The organism is Brevibacterium marinum (assembly GCF_011927955.1).
Taxonomy (GTDB): Bacteria; Actinomycetota; Actinomycetes; order Actinomycetales; family Brevibacteriaceae; genus Brevibacterium; species Brevibacterium marinum.
The window spans coordinates 1,059,341-1,079,491 of sequence record NZ_JAATJN010000001.1 but is presented as its reverse complement, the minus strand read 5'-3'; the positions used below and the strand labels follow the sequence as shown (position 1 = coordinate 1,079,491).

The window sequence follows — 20,151 nt, the reverse complement described above, 5'->3', positions numbered from 1 at the left end:
CCGCACATGTCCGTTAGCCGCGGCTGACGATTCGCAAGTCGATGTCCAACGGCCCGGTCGCCTCCACGAGTCCTGCACCCTTGTCGGCCTCGACGACGGCGAAGATCTCATCGATGACTTCGGCGACCGGACGGGTCTCGTCGAGGTGGGCATCGATCCTCACCTTCACCTCATCGCCTCCATGGGTCACATCGACGCCGGTCGGCTCACCTCCGGACCGCCGCAGCACTTTGGCCGTGGCGGTCGCGACGAGATCACGCAGCCCCGGTGCCAGCGCCCTGACGCCGGCGACCGAGGTCACGGACTCTGCCAAACGAGCCGATTCGGTCGCTTCGCCGTTCCCACCATCTGCGGGGTCGGAGATGCCCGCGGAGGATCGACCACGTGCGGGGGTCGGCCCGCTCACCTCTGCATGTTCAGTCAACGTACACATCCTCTGCATTGATATCGATCCTGACGGCGGGAATTCCCAGTTCCGACAGGAGGACAGCGGACACGGATCGTCGGATCACCTCGGCGGTGGCGGCGAAGGCGATGCCGGCTCGCATCGCGACGGTCACGACCACGATCGCCGCACTGCCCTCCGGGTCTCCGGCGGGCTCGACGTCGACGCTGCGAGCCCTGATCCCGTCCACGGAATCGACGCCGACGCGAATGATCGACCGCACCGATGCTGTGGAGATCGAGAACGGGTGACCGCGTCCGGTCTGCAGATGCGTCGATGGCCCCCGATACAGGTCCTCTCTGACCAGCTGGAGAATGCGCTCCCTCACCCCGGCGGTGTCCTCGGGCTCGGGCGCGAACGTGCTCATGTATTCGTCGATGACCCCGCGCAGCTGAGCATCGGACTCATCGTGCATATCGGATTGGTCGGGCACTTCTGCCGCAGTCTGCATATTGGCGTCCAGGTGGTGATCGGCGTCGTCCGTCCGGGAATCGGCATTCTTCGGGCCTGGTTCAGCGCCGGAGCCTACGACATGTTCGTTCATGTCCATCCTTCCATCCCCTCGATGATGGCAGTTCGCGCTCTGCGGATGCGGCCGCGCACGCTGCCTTCGCTGATTCCCAGAGTCTCCGCCACCTCGGCATAACTGAGGCCCTCCATCTGGTGGAGCACCCAGGTTACTCGCTGTTCCGATGAAAGCGTCTGGAGAACGGCTGAGAAATGCTCAAGTGCGGTGCGCGCCTCGACCGACTTCTCGACTGAGACCCTTCCATCCGCGTGAACCGCCATATCATCGGGGTCCTGGGCGTCCGAGGGCCTGGCCGTCCTCCTGCGCAGCGTGTCGGTGCACTTGTTCGATGCCAATCGATAGATCCAGGTGCCGAAGGCGGCAGGCTCGGCCAAGGCTTTCATCGACTTCCACGCCTGGACCAGGGTGTCCTGCACGACATCCTCCGCGTCCTGCCGATCGCCGAGCGTGCGCAGGCAGAACCGCAGGAGCTTGGTCTCGTATCGGTCCACCAGGGACTCGAACGCATCGATGTCACCCTCTCGCGTACGCACGACGAGGGTGACGATATCGAAACGATCATCGTGTCTCGTCATGACGTCATCGTATGCGACCACAATCGTCGTCAGCACATATTCGTCCACCGACAACGACATAATCCCGTGTCCTGAGGAGCCCGGGAACGGCGCCCTGAGTACACGCCTTGGAGCCTGGCCCCGGATTGGTGTGAAAATTCTTCCGCACAACCGCGTGAGGATCGTCGATCCCCTGCGTCTGTACCTATAGCACCACCGTTGACAGCACCGATGAAGCGAAAAGGAACTGAAAATGCCAGAAGACAAGCAGTCCACCGTAGTTTCCCAGCAGCCGAAGAGCGATGATTCGGTGCGCAGCCCGCTCGTCACCGAGATGGGCACCACCACGATCGCGGAGAACGTGGTCGCCAAGCTCTCCGGCATCGCCGCCCGCGAAGTCCCCGGCGTCTTCAGCATGGGCAATGCCGCACGCCGAGCCTTCGACACCCTCGCCGACCGCATCCCCGGCTCGCAGACCAATGTCTCCGGCGGAGTCTCCGTCGAGAAGGGCGAGAAGCAGACCGCGATCGACCTCACCATCGTCGTCGAGTACGGGACCTCGATCGTCGACGTCGCCGAGGCGATCCGTCGCAACGTCATCCGCGCCGTCGAACAGGGCACCGGGCTCCAGGTCGTCGAGGTCAACATCGAGGTCACCGACGTTCACCTCCCCGGTGACGACGATGACGATCAGGACTTCGGCGACACCGTCGAACTCAACTGAACGAGGCACTGACATGTCGAAAACATTCATCGGACTGCTCGTCGGACTGACGCTGGGCATCGTCGCGTACTTCGGAGGATTCCTCGCATTCCTCGTCGTCGCCATCTGCGGCGGACTCGGCCTGGTCATCGGGCTCGTCCTCGACGGCCGTCTCGATCTCAGCGCGCTCAGTTCGCGTTCGACGACTCGGAGGTAGCAGCGTGGCTTCATCGCGTGGTGGTCTCACGATCGCGGATCGGGTCATCGAGAAGACGGCGTCCCAGATCCTCAAAGGTCTGCCCGGCGTCGGCGGCACCCGCTCGGGGCTGTTCGGTTTCGGCTCGAGCGCCGACCTCGACAGCCGTCCCAGCGTGGACGTGACGCTCTCCGGTCGCAGCTGCACCCTCGAGGTCCAGCTGGGGCTGGAGTATCCCTCCCCCATCACCGAGGCGACCGAATCGATCCGCCGGCACCTGAGCACCGATCTCGAAGCACTCACCGGGGTCAGTGTTCGCCAGGTCGACGTCGACGTGAAGTGGCTCAAGCCCCAAGGCACTGGGGCCGGAAGCTCAGCGAGGAACCTGCAATGAGCACACGAACACGACTGTTCCGCGCACGGCCGGCACGCGTCGTTCCCGCCGTCATCGTCGCCAGCATCATCCTGGCCATTGCCGTGGCACTGGGCTGGGTGGCCATTGCGGCGATCGCGACCACCGGCACCGCGGATTCGGCACTGGCGGACGGGCTGCCCGGCTTGAGTGACCTCGGCGCGATCCGCTGGGGTGCTGCCGCGATCATCACGGTGGGCCTCGTCCTCACCGTGGTGGGCCTGTTCCTCGCCATCGTCGGCATCGCCCCCGGCGCCAAGCGCATCGTCGGCTACTGCACCGAAGCCCCTGAGCACATCGATCGCTTCGAGGTGGTCCTGCCGACATCGGCGCTGTCGAACCTGGCCGCAGCTGTCGCGGACTCCGTCGACGGGGTCTCGAGTGTTCGCGCCGCATCCAATGCATCATCGACCAACGTCACCTTCTCCACACCTGTGCGAGACAACGACGAGATCCGCAGCGAGGTCGATGCCGCTGTCACACGGCGCTTTGCTTCGATCGGGTTCGACCGCACTCCTACCGTCAAGGTGCGTGCGCTGAGGAGGCAGGCATGAGAAGAATGGCAGCAGGCGCCAATCGGACCGGCCTCATCATCGTCGGCCTGCTCTGCCTCGTGTTCGGTCTTGCCGTGCTCTCGATCAGCTTCGAGCTGGCCGCAGCCCTCGTCCCCGGGCTGACCCCCGATGGGCGGCTGCAGTCCGTGGCTGCCGTATTCGCGTTGCCGTTCTCTGCGATCATCGCACTGATCGTGGCGGTCATCCTCGTGGTCATCGGCATCCGCTGGCTCGCAGCGCAGATTCCGCGGAAGGACTCGGCCAAGCCGCTGCGCATGCAGGAGGACGCCCGATCGGGTCTGACCACGGTCACGGCAAACGTCATCGCCGCCGCCGTGGTAGACGACCTCGAACTCACTCCTGAGATCGTCGACGCGCAGGCCATCCTGCGAGGAACCGCCAAACAGCCGGAACTCGCCATCCATGTCGATGTCGACGAGCGGGCGGATATCGACTCCGTCGTCGCCGACATCGAGAACCGGGTGACCCGCAACTGCAGCCAGGCTCTCGGCGTCCGGCTCAGCGCGGTGGGTGTGCAGATCGCCATCGCCCGGTCACGTCAGAGGAGGCAGCGCAGTGTTCAGCTGTGATGTCGGGGCAGACGCAACAGGTGGCATCCGGATGTGAATGACAAAGACCCCGGGGCGCGTAATCGCGACATCCCGGGGTCCTCGCAGCACTCCCCTCGAGTACCCGGACGCATCCCCATACGTCCGTTGTGTCCACCCGATCCCCACCGGGCGAACACATTTATTGGATCACACTTCGAACCTACTTGTAAAGATTCTTCTGGCGCTTCGGCACTCGGTCAGCGAGGCCAATTCACCCAACATTTCCAATATAACTCCAGGTCAGACGGCATGCACAAAGTGGTTCAAGGCTCAACTTCATTCGGCGCGTCGATACCCCCTCCGCAGTGATCTCAGTGTTCGTCTCGCCTACTGAGAGAGAATCCGGTCGATCCCCAACGCACGAGGGACCTCGGCACGAAACGCGCCAGCTGTGCCACCGCCGCATAGTTGGCGCCAGGAATGGAGACCGCCTTTCCACGGCGGGCATCACGCAGGGAAGCGGTGACGACCTGCCGTACGCTCAGCCAGATCCAACCGGGTCCGGGCCGTTCGACGCCGAGGCGCTCATGGAACTTCGTGCGGACGAATCCTGGCAGCACAGCGGTCACCGTGACCGGACTGCCGCGCAGCTCACCGGCAAGTGCCTCGGTGAACACCAGGGTCGACATCTTCGAGGCGGCGTACTGCCCCATCGTCGTCAGGGCCGCCATGGATGAGACGTTGATCAGCCCACCGCGCCCTCGAGCCCGCATCCGCTTCACCGCCGCCAGGGACAGTTCGCGCACCGCCCCGGCCAGCACCATGTCCTGGTCGTCGAGCTCCGAAGGTGCGGACTCGAGCAGGCCCCGTTTGAGTCCGTATCCGGCGTTGTTGACCAGCAGATCGATCCGGGAGGTCTCGATGACGGCACGGACGACGTCGATCCCGGATCGGGTCGACAGATCGGCCACAACAACCTCAGCGCGGGTTCCCCGATCGGCCTCGATGCGCCGCGCCAGCTCCCGTAGGCGGGCCTCGTCACGGGCCACGAGCACGAGGTCGTAGTCATCGGCGGCGAGGCTGAGACTGTAGCCGCGCCCCAGCCCGGAGCCGGCGCCGGTGACGAGCGCGCGCGGCCTCATCGGGCCCCCGCCATGTCGCACGCCGGCATCACCTCGGGCTGAGGGATCATTTCGCCCCCTGACCGACGCGCACCGTCAATGACTGCGCCGCGGTGCCGATCGGTCCATTCACATCGCTGAGCACGCTCGCGGTCTCGCCGATCCCAGTGGGACCGAAGGCCACTTTCGTGTCGAAGCCGACCCAGCCGGACTCGGGCGCCCGGGTGAGGTGGATCGTGAGGTCGACATTGGGGAAGAACGTCGTCTTCGGATCCTCTCGCACGGCCAAACCGTTGGCGGTGTCGACGAGCTTGACGAACGCCGCGGTCGTGGGGTCGTCCTCACCGTCGACGAGGACGTAGGGGGTCCGGATCCAGGACCGAGCGGAACCGGGCCGCGCGTCGGTGAACTGCCCTCCTTCCAGGGAGGCGATGTATCCGCCGCCCCACCGGCCGGAGAACGGCACGGCCGGGACGTCTTCGGGCTCCGGCAGAGACTGCCATTCGTCGCCGACGACGCTCGCGGTGTCGCCGGGAAGCAGGCGCCAGACCCGCGCGTGAACGCTCGTGCGCTCACCGTGACGCATGTTCGCCTCGATGAGTTCGATGGTCCGACCGGGCCGGATGACGTTGACGTCGATCGTGAATTCCCCCGAGTGGATGACGCCGAGGATGTCGAAGCTGACCCGCGAGACGATCTTGTCCGAGGGCAGTCGACGTTCGATCTCTGCCAGCACCAGGCCGGCCGCCGGGGCCAGGTGCTGCTCCCCCGGCTGCCAGGCGCCCTGGCTGTGCAACGTCGAGACGAAGGCCTCCGGCCCCGTGCGCACATAGTAGGAATCGGGACAGGCGGTGCCGTCGTGGCCGAGGTGTTCATTGAGTGCTTCAGGCATGGTCTCAGATTATCGGCTTTGGGCTTCGGCACCGACCGCTTAGGGTGGGAGGGTGAGAATCGCGAGCTGGAATGTGAACTCGATCCGCGCCCGACACGACAGAATCGGTGCTTGGCTGGATCGCTCCGACGTCGACGTCCTGGCCATCCAGGAGCTCAAATGCAAGGACGCGCAGTTCCCGGAGGACCTGTTCACCTCGCGCGGCTATGAGGTGAGCTTCCACGGCCTCAACCAGTGGAACGGTGTGGCGATCGCCTCTCGGGTGGGTCTTGAGGACCCCGAAATCGGGTTTGCCGGCATTCCGCCGTTCGGCGAGGAGCCCGTCGTCGAAGCCCGCGCCCTGTCGGCCACCTGCGCCGGGGTCAGAGTGTATTCGCTCTATGTCCCCAACGGCCGCGAACTCGACCACCCGCACTACGCCTATAAGCTCGAATGGTACCGAGCACTGACCGCCGACATCTCCGCGCAGCTTGGCTCCGCACCGGATGGGAAACTCGTCCTGTGTGGCGACTTCAATGTCGCACCACTGGACGAGGACGTCTGGGACATGGAGGAATTCGACGGCGCCACTCACGTCTCCGACGCCGAACGTCGGGCCTTCAACGGCCTCCTCGAGGCGGGCCTCACCGAGGTGACCCGGCAGTTCACACCGGGCCCCGGCGTCTATACGTTCTGGGACTATCAGAAGCTGCGCTTCCCGAAGAAGCAGGGCATGCGCATCGACTTCGAACTCGCCTCGCCCTCCCTGGCTGAGACGGCCACCGGTGCCGAGATCGACCGCGAGGAGCGCAAGGGCAAGGGCGCATCCGACCACGCGCCCGTCATCGTCGACTACGACGTGTGATCTGAGCCTGCGCGGTGCCTGCGAGGGCGCCCTGCTGACCATAACCACCTCGGCGATCCGCCCTTCGCGCACCGCTGCCCTGCACGGCCTCCCTTCGCGCACCGCTGCCCTGCACGGCTTCCTGAGCGTCGCCACGACGACCTGAGCTCATCCCGCGGGTCGCCGCGCAGGAGCGGAACGGGTCGCCACGCAGAAGCAGATACCATATTGACGAAACGTCACTTCATCGGTGATTCTGTAATGGCATCATCCCCCTGCCGATCCCCGGCAGACTACAACCGCATTGCCGACCGACGGCAATTGCGAAAATCACATTCCAATCGCACCGTATAACCAGTCTTCAGCCGACGAGATCAGATATATTACTCGGTGGTAGACAATCCCCGGATCCCCACTGCCAGAGGTCCCCACCATGCATGACTCCCCTGACCCGGATGCCCCACCGCCCTCGAAGGGCCCACTCCCCTCGCCGGACCTTTTCCCCTCGGCCACCCCTTCCTCGGCCGACCAGACTGCGCTGAGGCCGGACACGCGCTCCCCCGGTGACTGCGCAGACGACCTCGCCACCGAGGTCTCGGATGTCGGCGTGCTCCCCGGCGAACGCGCGACCACGGCGCGCTCATTCACCGCATGCCTCTCCGACATCGCGCCCGACCTGCCCACCTCCTCGTGGAAGTCCCTGTTCCTGCAGACTTCGGGTCACCTCCTTGCCGGCCGAGCCGTCCTCACCGGCGCCGATGCGATGGGACACGACCTCTCAACTGTGAAGACCGGCCGTTACTCGGATCTCATCGCCTCCGAAGTTCTCTCCCGAATCAGGAGACAGGCACCGGACAGTCCGGAGCTGCGGCTCGCTCACCTGCTCACATTCATGCGCACCATCAACTCCGACACCATCGGAATCGCCGCGACCGCAATGAGCCGTCTGGGACCCTTGGCCGCCCCGCCCGAGGGCCCCGTTGCCGCGGCATCCGACGACGAGGGCCCCGCCGCCGGGGATTCCGATGCCGGAGCCTCCCAATTCGAGGTCTCCGGCCCGCTCGACACCGCAGACCTCACCACGCACCTGGTCGAAGACGGACTGCCGCTGCCGGAACTGGACCGGGCAGGACATCACACGATCCCGCCGGTGCTGAGGACGATCCTCAGGCGGCTCTACGATGCCGCGGACCGCCACAGCGAATCACGGTCACGGCGAGCACTGGGCGCGACCTCCGCCGAATGGCTGCGCGCCCCCGCCGCCTACCACCTCGACGGCTTCGACGAGGCACTCCGGCAGGTCGCGGACGCCGGCGACTGGAGCACGCTCACGGAACTCTGGTCGCACCGGGGCCATGCGCTCATGTTCGACCACTTCGACTCGACGATCGAGGCCTACTCGAAGGTCCCCGAGGTGCAGGCACACAGATCGGCTGTCCTGGCAGAGGCCCTGGGCGACTGCCTGCAGGCGGCCGATATCGGACGTCGACTCGGTCTCAGCGATCCCGTGACCGTGCTCAACAAGGTCAACTTCGAGCACTCAGGGGTTCCGACGCTGAGCTCGCAGATGGATCGGATCGATGACGGCGAGGTCACCGTCGATGACATCCTGATCATGGCGATCGCATCGATGCGCCGCCACCGGGTGCTCGGTCAGCCGGAGCAGGGGCGAGAGGCCGCCCAGTCGGCGCAGGAGCTCTTCCACGGCAGACACAACTTCCACACCGCGCCCAGCAGACTCTGCGAAGCGCGGTTCCACCTCGAACTCGGAATCAACACCATGTTCATCGGCGACATCGCCGGCAGTCTGCAGCTGCTGCGCCGTTCGATCATCATCACCGAACTCGCCACGGCATCGTCACCGTATCTCCTGCAGCCGGCAAATGCCTACAGCGCCGTGGCGCATGCGATGCTCGGCAACGGCCCCTCGAGCGACGTGCATCTGAGGCATTTCGACGAACTCATGGACCGCACACGGTTCAGCAGCCCCCATGCGCTCTCGGCCTACACGCTGGCACGCATGATCCGAGCCATGGATGCCCTGGACCTCGATTCGGCGAACGACTTCTCGATGCGCCTGGCCGATCCCGCCCTCGGCCACCATTCATGGATCGGCGTTGCGCTGCACAGGTCGCTGCTGGGGATTCTGCGCGGCGATGTCGGGATCGAAGACAAGCGCCTGCAGCAGATCATCGACACCAATCGCTCAACGCTTCCCGAGGCCGGAATCCTGCGCGACTGCCTCCGGTTCAGCCTGGTCTGCCTGCATCTGGCGCAGGGGCAGACCCACCTCGCCCAGAACGTTCTCTTCGATGCCGACTCCGATTCCGTCTACATCATCCTGTCGCGAGCCAATCTGCATCTGACCATCGGCGAGTACGGAACAGCCGCTCACCTCGCGAACCGGGCCCTGTCGCAGAAGACGCTCGACCTGCACGCCAAGGCCTCTGCGCGAGCGATTCAGGCGGCCAGTCTGTTGGGCAGCGGAGTCGACGACGAAGCGGACTCCGCCTTCGTCGACGCTCTCGAATACTGCCGCATCACCGCCAGCCTCGTCCCTGTGGCCATGGTGCCCAAGTCCCTGCGCGATCGGCTGATCCGGCGCAGTTCTGCCGTCGCCCACTGGGACCTGCTCGCACCGATCTTCGCGGATTCGACACGCAGTCACGACGGCCCCGAGGGTTCGCACCACACCAGCGTCCCGCCGGAGCCCAGCGCCTCGCACGACCCCGACGACTCACACGACACCAGTGGCCCGTCGGACCCCAGCGGTACGCACGCTCAGCGTTCCGGCGAGCGTCTTCGCCACCGTCTGCACTCCGTCGGCGAGACTCTCAGAACCCGTGCGGACCACACCTTACTCAGCCCTTCGCAGCGGCAGCTGCTGGCCCTCCTGGACACGCAGTCGTCGGTGTCCGCGATCGCGGCCGAACTCAGCCTCGTCGAAGGAACGGTCAAGAACAAGCTGTCGAACCTCTACGCCCGCCTCGGCGTCCGCAATCGCAGAGACGCACTTGCCCGCGGCTACGAGTACGGCTATCTCCCACTCGACCGCTGGCCCAGCCTCACATCATTCGCGGACAGGGCATGGACATCCACCTCGTCTTCTGGTGAAGTTGAAACAGAAGCGAGGAAGGTGACGAGGATGTCAGCAACAGTCCGCGAATTGGTCGATGAAGCCTATGAGAGGCGCGAATCGACGTGGAGGGCCGCCCTGGAGACGGTCAACGATTGGGTCGAGGCCGCATGCTCGGGCTCCGCACTGTTGTCCGGCGACCGCGTGAACATCGGCAGGGGACGGATCAAGGATCGCATGCGCACCGGGGAGAAGCTGCGCCGCAAACTCGCCGACGCCAATGATGAGATCCATGAGGCCGTCGAGGTCGAGAACCAAGTCATCGATGTCGCCGGTGCCCGTGCCGTCTGCAGGACCGAGCGCGAACAGTCCGCACTGTGGGAGATCCTCACCGACGGCAACGACGAGTCGAACCTCTCCGTCGCCGAGGTGCGGGATTATTCCGCCCATCCCAAGCCGTCCGGTTACCGCGGACGTCATCTCATAGTCGAGGTGCCCTTCGATGCGGAGCCTTCGGTTCTCGTCGAACTCCAGCTGCGCACCATCATGCAGGACGCCTGGTGCGTGCTCGCCGAAGAGCACATGTTCAAACCCGGACAGGCGCTGAAATCGGATGCCCAGCAGGAGCGCCTCTCGGTCATCCTCTCCGGCCTGCTGGACCAGGCCGATGTGGTGGCCGGCTACATCGCGGACGATGTCGGCGCTTACCTGGGAATGGGCAACGCCTCACCCCCGCGGACCATCTCACCCATCGACGCCGCGGACGATGTCCCCTCGATCGAGGTCACGATCCGCGAACTCAACCACTCCTATGTCCTCGCCGCCGACGAGGTCGGCCGCCATGGGATCATCCGTCTCGAGAACCTGGGGCTGACGCCTGAGAACCCGGAGAAGTCGGCCTTTCCCCACCCCGGCGACAAACTGCAGGTGAGGATGGACGAATCGAATACCACCCGGTACTTCATCCCGGTCTCCGAACAGCACTGAGCCTCGGCGCCGAACGGGATGCGTACTGAGTCGTCAGAGAGACTAGACTTGCTTTCCATGGGTAAGAAGTCGAAGCGTTCCAAGGAAGATCTCATTGCCAAGCGTCTGGCACGTGCTCAGGCCACGGCTTTCGTCGCACGTCCGTTCGAGGGTCTGCCGTTCGAGGCGGACCTCATCTGCCTGCGGGAGCTCGTGCCGGCGGCGACCGCCTCGGCGAAGCTGAAGGAGGAGTTCGGTGGTCAGGAGATCACCATCGCCTCGCTGCTGCCCGCCGCGTGGCAGGCCTGGCACCGTGAGGACGGGGCCATTATGGCCGGCATGCAGGTTCCGGTGTCCTCGACCGATGCCTCCCGCGATGTCGCACACGGGATCCTGGCCGCCGCCGAGGCGCAGCCGGGCACCTCGATCGACGCCACCACCGAGCCCGGCCAGGGTCCGCGGCTGCAGGACATCCTCGACACCGACCACCCGTTCGACATCCGCGTGCTCGAGTCCTTCGAGCACTGGCAGCTGCCCGAGGCCGAGACGGACTCCGATGTCGCCGCAGCCCTCGAACAGGCCAACGATTCGATCTCCCCGACGGAGAAGATCGTGTCGGTCGACTCCGCGTACTGGACCGAGATGTCGGGTCGCACCTATGTCCGTTGGGCCCGCCCCGAAGGTGAGGATGCGATCGTCGACGCCCTCGCGCGGCTGCAGTCCGAAGGGCGCAACGACCTCGGCGGTCCGGGGACGTTCCTGGGGTACTTCCGCGCGCACGGAATCATCGTGCCCGTCTGGGAACTCGAATTCGGCACCCAGGTCGACGACGTCGAGGAGCCCATCGCAGAATTCGGCACGCGCCTCACTGCGGCCCTGGACTCGTCCGAGCCCCTGAGCGCCGAGGCTCGCCGCGCCCGCTCGGGCATCGTCGCCCGCCAGCTGACCATCCACTGATGTCCGGTTCCGACAGCTCGAGCCCCGACCGCTCGGCGCCCACGGCGATCGCTGCCATCATCCCTGCGATGAACGAGGCCGACCGGATCGCTGCGACCGTGCGAAGCGCCAAGCAGATCCCCGGAGTCGACATCATCATGGCCGTCGATGACGGGTCCGACGATGACACCGGTGTGCTGGCTCGCAGGGCCGGCGCCGAGGTGGTCACCCACCGGAAGAACAAGGGCAAGGCCGCCGCCATGATGACCGGTGCCTTCGCGATCCGCAACCGTGAGATCTCCGATTCGGATCCCGGGGAGGAACCGCAGCATCGCGCGCTGCTCTTCATCGACGGAGACCTCGAGGACTCGGCCCTGGCAACGGCTCCGCTCACCGCCCCCGTCCTCGCGGGTGAGGCCGATATGACGATCGCGATCCTGCCCGCGCAGAAGCGCAAGGGCGGCGGGTTCGGCTTCGTCGTCGGACTGGCGAAGAAGGGCATCGCCGATCTCAGCGGCTTCGAGGCGACCCAGCCGCTGTCCGGCATGCGCTGCCTCAGCCGTGAGGCTTTCGACGCGGCGCTGCCCTTCGCTGCCGGCTGGGGCGTCGAGACGGCCATGACCATCGACGTCGTCAATGCCGGGCTGCGCGTCGAAGAGGTCGAGTGCGATCTGCACCATCGGGTCACCGGCAAGGACCTCAAGGCGCAGCTGCACCGTGCGGCCCAGTACCGCGACGTCGCGCGGGCCATCGTCACCCGCCGGCTGCGCGCCAGACGACGCGACGACAAGGAGACGGCGAAGTGAGCGCCGAGCGATTCGCCTACCTGGGGCCGGAAGCCACCTTCACCGAAGCCGCGCTGCTGAAGTACCTCGACTCACAGGGGCTGGACTCAACGGCGGCGTCCGAGCCCATGCGCAATGCTGTCGCGGCGCTCGACTCCGTCCTCGACGGAGACTGCACCGCCGCCGTCGTTCCGATCGAGAACTCCGTCGAAGGCGGTGTGCCGGCCACGATCGACGCCCTAACCGATCATGGTCGACTGCAGATCGTCGCCGAGGTGGTCGTGCCCGTGCGCTTCGTCCTGGCGGTGAAGCCGGGGACCGACCCCAGCACGCTGACTTCCTTCGGCTCCCACCCGCACGGCGAGGCGCAGGTGCGGACCTTCATGGCGACGAACTTCCCCGATGCCGTCTACCTCCCGACCTCCTCGACGGCAGCGGCGGCACGCGACCTGGCCAATGATGCCGCCGACCACGTAGCTGCCGTGTGTCCTGCCATCGCCGCCGAACGCTATGGCCTCGAAGTCCTCGCCGATGACATCGGAGAACGACAGGACGCCGAGACCAGATTCGTCGTCGTCACCCGGCCCGGCACCATCCCGGCGCCGACGGGCTCCGACAAGACCACGGTCGTGGCCTCACTGCGCTCCGACCGCGCCGGCGCGCTGCTGGAGATGCTCGAACAGTTCTCCAGTCGCGGCGTCAACATGTCGCGCATCGAATCCCGGCCCACCGGTAACGGCCTCGGCCTCTATCAGTTCTCCATCGACCTGCTCGGTCACGTGCATGAGGCTCGGATGGCCGACGCGCTGAAGGGAATCCACCGGGTGACGCGGAGCCTGAGCTTCCTCGGCAGCTATCCCAGCGCCGTGCAGAACACGGTGCTCCTCGACCCGACGACCACCGACGAGTCCTTCTCCGCCGCCACGGACTGGCTGGAATCCACCCTCCGGCGCTGAGGCGGTCCGGCGGTCCGGCTCCCCGGCGGCCTGGCGGCCCGACTCCCCGGGTGCCCGACTCCCCGGCTGCCCGGCTGCCCGGCTGCCCGGCTGCCCGGCTGCCCGGCTGCCCGGCTGCCCGGCTGCCCGGCTGCCCGCGTCATTGTGGGCAAACGGTCGAAACTTCCGTGGAACTCGACCGTTTGCCCACAATGACGGCGGGTGAGGGGGAGTTCAGGCACACCTGCGGACGCGAAAGACAGTAGTCTGTGTGGGCAGGCCGTCCTGCCCACATCTCAGCCGATCCACACCCCGACCAGCGCACACAGCAGCCGGTGCACACCCAAGCCGGTGCACACATCGACGAAGGAGTCGCCCATGGGAACCACGTCACCGACCGATGCTCACGGCAGGACTCCTGCCCCTGACGAGGCCGATGCCGGTTTCGAGGACGAATCCCCTGTCACCGACACGACCCTCGATGCGATCGTCGTCGGGGCCGGACTCGCCGGACTGGTCGCCGCCCATGAACTCAGCCTCGCCGGCAAGAAGGTCCTCATCCTCGATCAGGAGAACCGGGCCAACCTCGGCGGACAGGCCTTCTGGTCCCTCGGCGGCCTCTTCCTCGTCGACTCCCCCGAGCAGCGCCGACTCGGCGTCCATGATTCGCTCGATCTGGCACGGCAGGACTGGGCCACCTCGGCGGGATTCGACCGGGACGAAGACCACTGGCCCCGGCAGTGGGCCCGGGCCTACCTGGAGTTCGCCGCCGGGGACAAACGCCGCTACCTGCGTGACCTGGGTCTGCGTCTGACGCCGATCATCGGTTGGGCCGAGCGCGGCGGTTCCGGGGCGTCCGAACATGGGAACTCCGTGCCGAGGTTCCACCTCGCATGGGGCACCGGCCCCGAGGTGGTCCGAGTCTTCCGCGAACCCGTGGAGCGGGCCGAAGCGAAGGGCCTGGTGACGATGGCCTTCCGTCACCGTGTCGACGAACTCGTCCTCGAAAGCGAAGCCGACAGCGATCGCGACGGCGAGGACGATCGGGTCGTCGGAGTCCGCGGACGGGTGCTCGCCCCCAGCCACACCGGCAGGGGCATCGAATCCAACCGGGACGAGGTCGACGACTTCGAGCTCCGTGCCCCGGCGGTCATCGTCACCAGCGGTGGAGTCGGGCACAATTTCGAACTCATGCGCAAGTTCTGGCCGATCGAGCGCCTCGGCGAGTTCCCGCAGACGATGCTTGCCGGAGTCCCCGCCCACGTCGACGGTCGGATGCTCTCCATTGCCGAGGACGCGGGTGCGAGCCTGATCAATCGGGACCGAATCTGGGCCTATACGGAGGGCATCGAGAACTGGAATCCGGTGTGGCCGAACCACGGGATCCGCATCATCCCAGGACCGTCCTCGCTGTGGTTCGACGCAGAGGGCAATCGGTTCCCAGCACCGAACTATCCCGGGTTCGACACGAACCGGACCATGCGCACGATCCTCGACACCGGGCATGACTACTCATGGTTCGTGCTCAATGAGTCGATCATCCGCAAGGAGTTCGCGCTCTCCGGCTCCGAGCAGAATCCCGACATCACGAAGAAGGACTGGCGGCTGACCCTGGACCGAGTCAGGTCCAGTGACGCACCCGGCCCGGTCGAAGCGTTCAAGAGGTACGGTCCCGATTTCGTCGTCGCCGACACCACGGACGATCTGGTGCAGGGGATGAACGAACGCTCACGTGGCCCCGTCATCGACCATGACCACCTCGTGGCACAGATCGTCGAACGAGATCGGCAGATGGACCACTCGTTCTCCAAAGACGCCCAGGTGCAGGCGATCCACAACGCCAGGAACTACCTCGGCGATAAAATCGTGCGGGTGCAGAAGCCGCACAAGATCCTCGACCCGGCCCACGGACCGCTCATCGCGGTGCGACTGAGCCTGCTCTCACGCAAGACGCTCGGCGGTCTGGAGACGAACCTCGACGCTCAGGTCATCGGGGAAGGCGGCACACCGATACCCGGCCTGTTCGCCGCAGGCGAGGTCACCGGTTTCGGCGGTGGCGGCATGCACGGGTACAACGCCCTGGAAGGAACCTTCCTGGGCGGGTGCATCTTCTCCGGAATGCGCGCCGGCCGTGCCGTCGCGGGACGTTCGGAAGCCGTTGGAGACGAGGGGACCGACATGGATCGAGCGGAGCACTGAGGATGGCGAACACGAATCTCACGGTGCTCGTCACCGGCGGGACCTCCGGCATCGGCGCCGCACTGGTCACGATGCTGACCGACAGAGGCTGCACCGTCCTGACCACGAGTCGCGATCCCGAGCGGATCCCGATGTCCGAGCGGATCCCCGGCGTGCGTTATCTCCGCCTCGACCTCGCAGACCCCGACAGCGTCGAGGCGCTGGGCGACGAGGTGGCCGAGATCGACGTCCTCGTCAACAACGCCGGTGAGAGCCAGTCCGGTCCCTTCGAGGAGCTGCCCTCCGAGGCCCTCGACCGTCTGTTCCGGACGAACGTCCTCGGGCCGGTGCGGCTGAGTCAGCTCGCCCTGCCCGGTATGCGCGAGCGGCGTCACGGCCGGATCATCATGATCGGGTCCATGCTCGCAAGCTTCCCCCTGGCGCATCGCAGCTCCTATGTCGCGTCGAAGGCAGCCCTGTGCGGATTCGCCACCGCCGCACGCCAGGAGCTCTCGCCGTTCGGGGTGTGGATCAGCGTCGTCGAACCCGGGTCCATCGCCACCGGAATCGGCGAGCGACGGACGAAGTACCTCGATGCAGGTTCCGACTATGCCGAGGATGTGGCCACGATGATCGAACACCTCGATGACAATGAGCGTCGGGGAATCTCGCCGGAGACCGTCGCGGCGACGGTCGTCAGGGCCATCGAAGCAGGCAGACCCCGCGAATTCTATGCTGTGGGCAGCCGATCGCCGCTGCCGTTCCTGCTCAAACGGGTACTTCCGCGGGGCGTGATGTCACGAATCGTCGCCCGCCAACACGGGCTCAGGCGGTGACCACCGGAAGGGCAGCCGACCATGCTGAGACGGACGGCAGGGGCCCAAGCTGAGTCGGCCGGCGGGGACTCACGCAGTGGACCGGCGGCTATTGGAAGCGTGAGGGCAGGAGGTGCTGGGTCGTCGAGATGCCCAGCACCCGCTGCTGGCGGGTGAGATTGTAGGTGCGATCGTGTTGGAGGTACTCGACGAGGAACAGCTCGGCCCGGTCGCCCCGCTTGAAGAAGGTCTTGATCTTGAGCCCCAGCTTCGCGGTGAACAGCGCCTTGTCCTTCGCGATCGCCTCGATGACGACCGGCTCGTACTCCATGCGGGCGAAGTGGGTGGAGACCGCGTCCTTGAGCTTGTACGGGGTCGGGTCGCCGATGTTGAACGGACCCGAAGCCGAGGGCACGTCGACGCAGGCGATCGCCGCGCGCACCAGATTGTCGATATGGGTGAGGGTGATCTTCTGTCTGCCGCCTCCGGGAAGCCGCAGGACTCCCTTCTTCGCCACTCGGCTCAGATACGGCATGAGCATCGTCTCCCCGGCTCCGTAGACCGCGGCCGGGCGAAGGATGGCCGCATCGGGTCGGATGCGAGTCACGAGCTGCTCGGCCAGAGCATGCGTCCTCGAGTAGGCGTCGTGGAAGTCGTTGGGATCCCTGTGCCCGGCCTCTTCCCACAGGTCGGAATGGGGCTCGTTCGAGGAGTAGACGGTCGTCGAGGAGATGTGCACGACCCGAGCCTTGGGGAATGCGTCGAGCACGTTCCTCGTGCCGGTGACCTTGACGCTGTACAGCTCATCCTCGTCGGCGCTGACCCGCGAGATGCCTGCGCAGTGGAAGACCGCCGTGGTCTTCTTCGCCAGCGATGTCACCGCTTCGGAGGCAGGCTGCGTAATGTCCCAGGCCTGGAAGTTCACACCGGGGATCTCGGGATCGCGTCGGCCCAGCGCGTAGACCGTCTCGTCCCTGGTCGCCAGGGCACGGGCGACGGCGCCGCCGATGAAGCCACTGGCTCCGGTCACGATTACCGCCACGTCGGGTCCTCCTCATCGTCTGAAGCATCTCATCCGGTCCCTCCGGACGAGCACACCTGCATAGGAAACCACACAGTCATAGGAAACCACACTGTCAGCCTCGATGCTGCCACTGAGGCTCTCTTCGGCTCAGAAATGCGTCGATGCCCTCCTGTGCATCGGCCGCAACCGCATTCTGGGCCATCACCTCCGACATGTGCACATAGGCATCCGCCAGAGGCAGATCACGCTGCTCGTAGAACGCCGACTTGCCTACCGCCACTGTAGCCGACGAGGCGGACGCGACCTTCCGCGCCAACTCGCCGGTCGCCGCCTCCAACTCGTCGTCGGCGACCACATCGGAGACCAGCCCGTACGTCAGAGCATCGTCCGCACCGATAAAGTCTCCCGTCAGCAGCATCCGCATCGCGGTCTTCGCCGGCACAGCCCGGGTCAGGGCCACCATCGGCGTGGAGCAGAACAGTCCGATCTTCACCCCCGGGGTGGCGAAGCGAGCCGCTCGAGCCGCCACCGCCAGGTCGCAGCTGGCCACGAGCTGGCAGCCGGCCGCGGTCGCCACGCCCTGGACCTGTGCGATGACCGGCTGCGGGATCGACTGGATGAGCTGCATGAGCCGGGAGCAGACTGCGAACGTCTCCTGCTGCACATCCAGCTCCGCGCCGCTGATCTCCTTGAGGTCGTGGCCGGAGCTGAAGACGTGACCTGCCGTCTTCAGGATCACCGCGCGGACATCGGTACGCCGGCCCACCTCGGCGAAGGTGTCGATGAGGTCATTCATCACCGAACGCGACAGAGCGTTCCGCGTCTCCGGTTCGTTGATCGTCACGGTCGCGACGGCATCGTCGGCGAGGGAGAATACAATTGAGTCGGACATAACAGCATTCTGCCAAAATATCGATGGTTCGGCGCGGAAACCTGACGCAGAGTTCACCGACAATCCTGCCCGGCGCCCCTCGCGCAGACGATGCCTCCGGTATCGATGCGATTGTTATCATGCCGGCGACGACGAGGAGACGACCATGACGACCCTGCTGATGATCATCGGATTCGGTGCCGCAACCAGCGTGGTCGTCGGCCTGGGCCAGAAGCTGCGCCTCCCCTGGCCCGCGCTGATGGTCGTCATCGGCATCGCCGGCGCATTCATTCCCAGCTTCGCCGAGATCACCATCGAACCCGAGCTGATCCTGCCCCTGTTCCTTCCGCCGCTCCTGTTCGCCGCGGCTCAGAAGACCTCCTGGGCGCTGTTCTCCATCCGCTGGCGCACGATACTGGGCATGGCCGTCGCGCTCGTCGGGGTGACGGTGGCGGCCGTGGCCGGAACGGCGATCGTGCTCATTCCCGGGATCACGATCGCCGCCGCGGTGGCGCTGGGCGCCATGCTCGCCCCACCCGACCCCGTGGCCGTCGACGCGGTCGCCGGAACCGTGTCGATACCTCGGCGGATCATGTCGACGCTGCAGAGCGAAGGACTGTTCAACGACGCCGCCTCCCTCGTGATCTTTCAGACCGCGATGGCCGCGGCGATGGCCGGCACCGAGGTGGACTTCGGTCAGCTCGCCCTGTCCTTCCTCCTCTCCGCGGTCGTCGCAATCACGATCGGCCTCGTCGTCTCCTTCGTCGTGTGGTGGGTGATGGAGAAGATCGACCATACGATCGCGCGCTCCTCACTGATGCTGATGCTGCCCTTCGGCGTCTACCTCATCGCTGAGCATTTCCACGCCAGCGGAGTCATCGCCGTCGTCGTCGCCGCCCTCGAGGTGCGCAGACGCGACGTCGAGGGCAATTCCGCCGAACGTGTGACACAGAATTCGACGTGGCAGGTCCTCGAGATGCTCATCACCGGCATCGCCTTCGGCCTCATCGGCCTCGACCTGCGCCAGGTCGTCGAGACGGAGCATGGCCACCTGCTCAGGGCCGTGGGCATCGGGCTGGTCATCGCACTGGTCATCATCGTGGTGCGGTTCGGCTGGCTGCTGCTCGGAACCGTGCTGGAGAACAAGAGCAGGGACGACGACCCGGATGCGGCGCCGCTGAATGTCAGGGACACCGCCCTGATGACCTGGGGCGGGATGCGCGGACTAGCCACGATCGCGTTGGCGCTGTCGATCCCGGCGACCACCGCCACAGGACAACCGTTCCCCGGCCGCTCCTACATCCTCGTCGCGGCCGCCGTCATCCTCCTCGTCACCCTGGTCGGCGCGGGGCTGACGTTCCCCACCGTCGTCAACGTCCTCGGCATCGATGACGAAGCCGAGAAGGAGCGTCGCGACACCGCCGACATCGCCAAGCGGGCCTACAAGGCCGCCCTCGAACAGATCAGGGACGACGAGAGCCTGCCCGATGAGGTCGCCGAACCGCTGCGGGCCCGGTTCAAGGTCCTCTACTCGCAGCTGCTGGGCACCTCGGACGACCAGGCCAGTTCGGAGCAGGCGACGACGCTGAGGGAGAACCGCGCGGTCATGGCGCAGGTGCAGACGAAGGCTCTCCAGTCCGCCCGCGCCGAGGTGCTCAGAGCCCGACGCGAGCGCGGCACCGACCCGGAGATCGCCGACAGAGTGCTGCGTCGCTTCGACCTCCAATCCGTGCTGTTGAAGTGAGTCGCTCGCCGACGTCCAGCTGCTCACTGACGTGACCCGCT

General features: G+C 66.0%; 20 protein-coding genes. 13 read left to right on the top strand and 7 right to left on the bottom strand.

Going from position 1 to position 20,151, the window contains the following annotated elements; genetic code table 11:
- Positions 1 to 13 precede the first annotated feature (13 nt).
- From BKA07_RS04730 to BKA07_RS04720, 3 genes are read right to left on the bottom strand one after another with little or no spacing between them, the layout of a single operon-like run.
- The gene (locus BKA07_RS04730; RefSeq protein WP_167949878.1) at positions 14 to 424 is read right to left on the bottom strand and encodes a hypothetical protein; all 411 of its coding nucleotides are present in this window, start codon (positions 422 to 424) and stop codon (positions 14 to 16) included.
- Positions 417 to 989, bottom strand: a complete 573-nt coding sequence (locus tag BKA07_RS04725; RefSeq protein ID WP_167949877.1) for a hypothetical protein — start codon at positions 987 to 989, stop codon at positions 417 to 419. The genes BKA07_RS04730 and BKA07_RS04725 overlap by 8 nt, the downstream gene beginning before the upstream one ends.
- Positions 986 to 1,549 (bottom strand): RNA polymerase sigma factor, encoded by a 564-nt coding sequence (locus BKA07_RS04720; protein WP_167949876.1) that lies wholly within the window; start codon positions 1,547 to 1,549, stop codon positions 986 to 988. Before BKA07_RS04720 ends, BKA07_RS04725 begins: the two co-directional genes overlap by 4 nt.
- Positions 1,550 to 1,781: 232 nt before the next feature.
- Between BKA07_RS04720 and BKA07_RS04715 the strand changes: the two genes are divergently transcribed.
- From BKA07_RS04715 to BKA07_RS04695, 5 genes are read left to right on the top strand one after another with little or no spacing between them, the layout of a single operon-like run.
- Positions 1,782 to 2,252, top strand: a complete 471-nt coding sequence (locus tag BKA07_RS04715) for an Asp23/Gls24 family envelope stress response protein (protein ID WP_167949875.1) — start codon at positions 1,782 to 1,784, stop codon at positions 2,250 to 2,252.
- Between the two features lie 13 nt (positions 2,253 to 2,265).
- Positions 2,266 to 2,448, top strand: coding sequence for a DUF2273 domain-containing protein (locus BKA07_RS04710; RefSeq protein ID WP_167949874.1), 183 nt, complete (start codon positions 2,266 to 2,268; stop codon positions 2,446 to 2,448).
- 4 nt (positions 2,449 to 2,452) lie between these two features.
- Positions 2,453 to 2,821: an Asp23/Gls24 family envelope stress response protein gene (locus BKA07_RS04705; protein ID WP_167949873.1), complete on the top strand. Its 369-nt coding sequence runs from the start codon at positions 2,453 to 2,455 to the stop codon at positions 2,819 to 2,821.
- The gene (locus BKA07_RS04700; protein WP_167949872.1) at positions 2,818 to 3,393 is read left to right on the top strand and encodes a DUF6286 domain-containing protein; all 576 of its coding nucleotides are present in this window, start codon (positions 2,818 to 2,820) and stop codon (positions 3,391 to 3,393) included. The genes BKA07_RS04705 and BKA07_RS04700 overlap by 4 nt, the downstream gene beginning before the upstream one ends.
- Positions 3,390 to 3,983, top strand: a complete 594-nt coding sequence (locus tag BKA07_RS04695; RefSeq protein WP_245161840.1) for an alkaline shock response membrane anchor protein AmaP — start codon at positions 3,390 to 3,392, stop codon at positions 3,981 to 3,983. The genes BKA07_RS04700 and BKA07_RS04695 overlap by 4 nt, the downstream gene beginning before the upstream one ends.
- A gap of 332 nt (positions 3,984 to 4,315) precedes the next feature.
- Here BKA07_RS04695 and BKA07_RS04690 read toward each other — a convergent pair whose 3' ends face one another.
- Positions 4,316 to 5,086, bottom strand: a complete 771-nt coding sequence (locus tag BKA07_RS04690; RefSeq protein WP_167949871.1) for an SDR family NAD(P)-dependent oxidoreductase — start codon at positions 5,084 to 5,086, stop codon at positions 4,316 to 4,318.
- 46 nt (positions 5,087 to 5,132) lie between these two features.
- A complete protein-coding gene (locus BKA07_RS04685; protein ID WP_167949870.1) occupies positions 5,133 to 5,957 on the bottom strand; it encodes a thioesterase family protein in 825 nt (274 codons plus the stop codon).
- 52 nt (positions 5,958 to 6,009) lie between these two features.
- Between BKA07_RS04685 and BKA07_RS04680 the strand changes: the two genes are divergently transcribed.
- The 7 genes from BKA07_RS04680 to BKA07_RS04650 all read left to right on the top strand — a co-directional run bounded on the left by BKA07_RS04680 (position 6,010) and on the right by BKA07_RS04650 (position 16,492).
- Positions 6,010 to 6,801 (top strand): exodeoxyribonuclease III, encoded by a 792-nt coding sequence (locus tag BKA07_RS04680; RefSeq protein ID WP_167949869.1) that lies wholly within the window; start codon positions 6,010 to 6,012, stop codon positions 6,799 to 6,801.
- Between the two features lie 412 nt (positions 6,802 to 7,213).
- On the top strand, positions 7,214 to 10,843 hold the full coding sequence (locus tag BKA07_RS04675; RefSeq protein WP_167949868.1) for a LuxR C-terminal-related transcriptional regulator: 3,630 nt from the start codon (positions 7,214 to 7,216) through the stop codon (positions 10,841 to 10,843).
- Between the two features lie 57 nt (positions 10,844 to 10,900).
- Positions 10,901 to 11,779, top strand: a complete 879-nt coding sequence (locus BKA07_RS04670; RefSeq protein WP_167949867.1) for a DUF5926 family protein — start codon at positions 10,901 to 10,903, stop codon at positions 11,777 to 11,779.
- Positions 11,779 to 12,564, top strand: coding sequence for a glycosyltransferase family 2 protein (locus tag BKA07_RS04665; protein ID WP_167949866.1), 786 nt, complete (start codon positions 11,779 to 11,781; stop codon positions 12,562 to 12,564). Before BKA07_RS04670 ends, BKA07_RS04665 begins: the two co-directional genes overlap by 1 nt.
- A complete protein-coding gene (gene pheA / locus BKA07_RS04660) occupies positions 12,561 to 13,499 on the top strand; it encodes a prephenate dehydratase (RefSeq protein WP_167949865.1) in 939 nt (312 codons plus the stop codon). Before BKA07_RS04665 ends, pheA begins: the two co-directional genes overlap by 4 nt.
- Before the next feature lie 357 nt (positions 13,500 to 13,856).
- On the top strand, positions 13,857 to 15,677 hold the full coding sequence (locus tag BKA07_RS04655) for an FAD-binding dehydrogenase (protein ID WP_209043864.1): 1,821 nt from the start codon (positions 13,857 to 13,859) through the stop codon (positions 15,675 to 15,677).
- A gap of 2 nt (positions 15,678 to 15,679) precedes the next feature.
- A complete protein-coding gene (locus tag BKA07_RS04650) occupies positions 15,680 to 16,492 on the top strand; it encodes an SDR family oxidoreductase (RefSeq protein WP_167949864.1) in 813 nt (270 codons plus the stop codon).
- A gap of 88 nt (positions 16,493 to 16,580) precedes the next feature.
- Here the strand turns inward: BKA07_RS04650 and BKA07_RS04645 are convergent, their stop codons facing one another.
- Entirely contained in the window at positions 16,581 to 17,513 is a 933-nt protein-coding gene (locus BKA07_RS04645; protein ID WP_167949863.1) for an NAD-dependent epimerase/dehydratase family protein, read from the bottom strand.
- Positions 17,514 to 17,607: 94 nt separating this feature from the next.
- On the bottom strand, positions 17,608 to 18,387 hold the full coding sequence (locus tag BKA07_RS04640) for an enoyl-CoA hydratase (RefSeq protein ID WP_167949862.1): 780 nt from the start codon (positions 18,385 to 18,387) through the stop codon (positions 17,608 to 17,610).
- Between the two features lie 145 nt (positions 18,388 to 18,532).
- Between BKA07_RS04640 and BKA07_RS04635 the strand changes: the two genes are divergently transcribed.
- Positions 18,533 to 20,110, top strand: a complete 1,578-nt coding sequence (locus BKA07_RS04635; RefSeq protein ID WP_167949861.1) for a Na+/H+ antiporter — start codon at positions 18,533 to 18,535, stop codon at positions 20,108 to 20,110.
- Positions 20,111 to 20,151 lie beyond the last annotated feature (41 nt).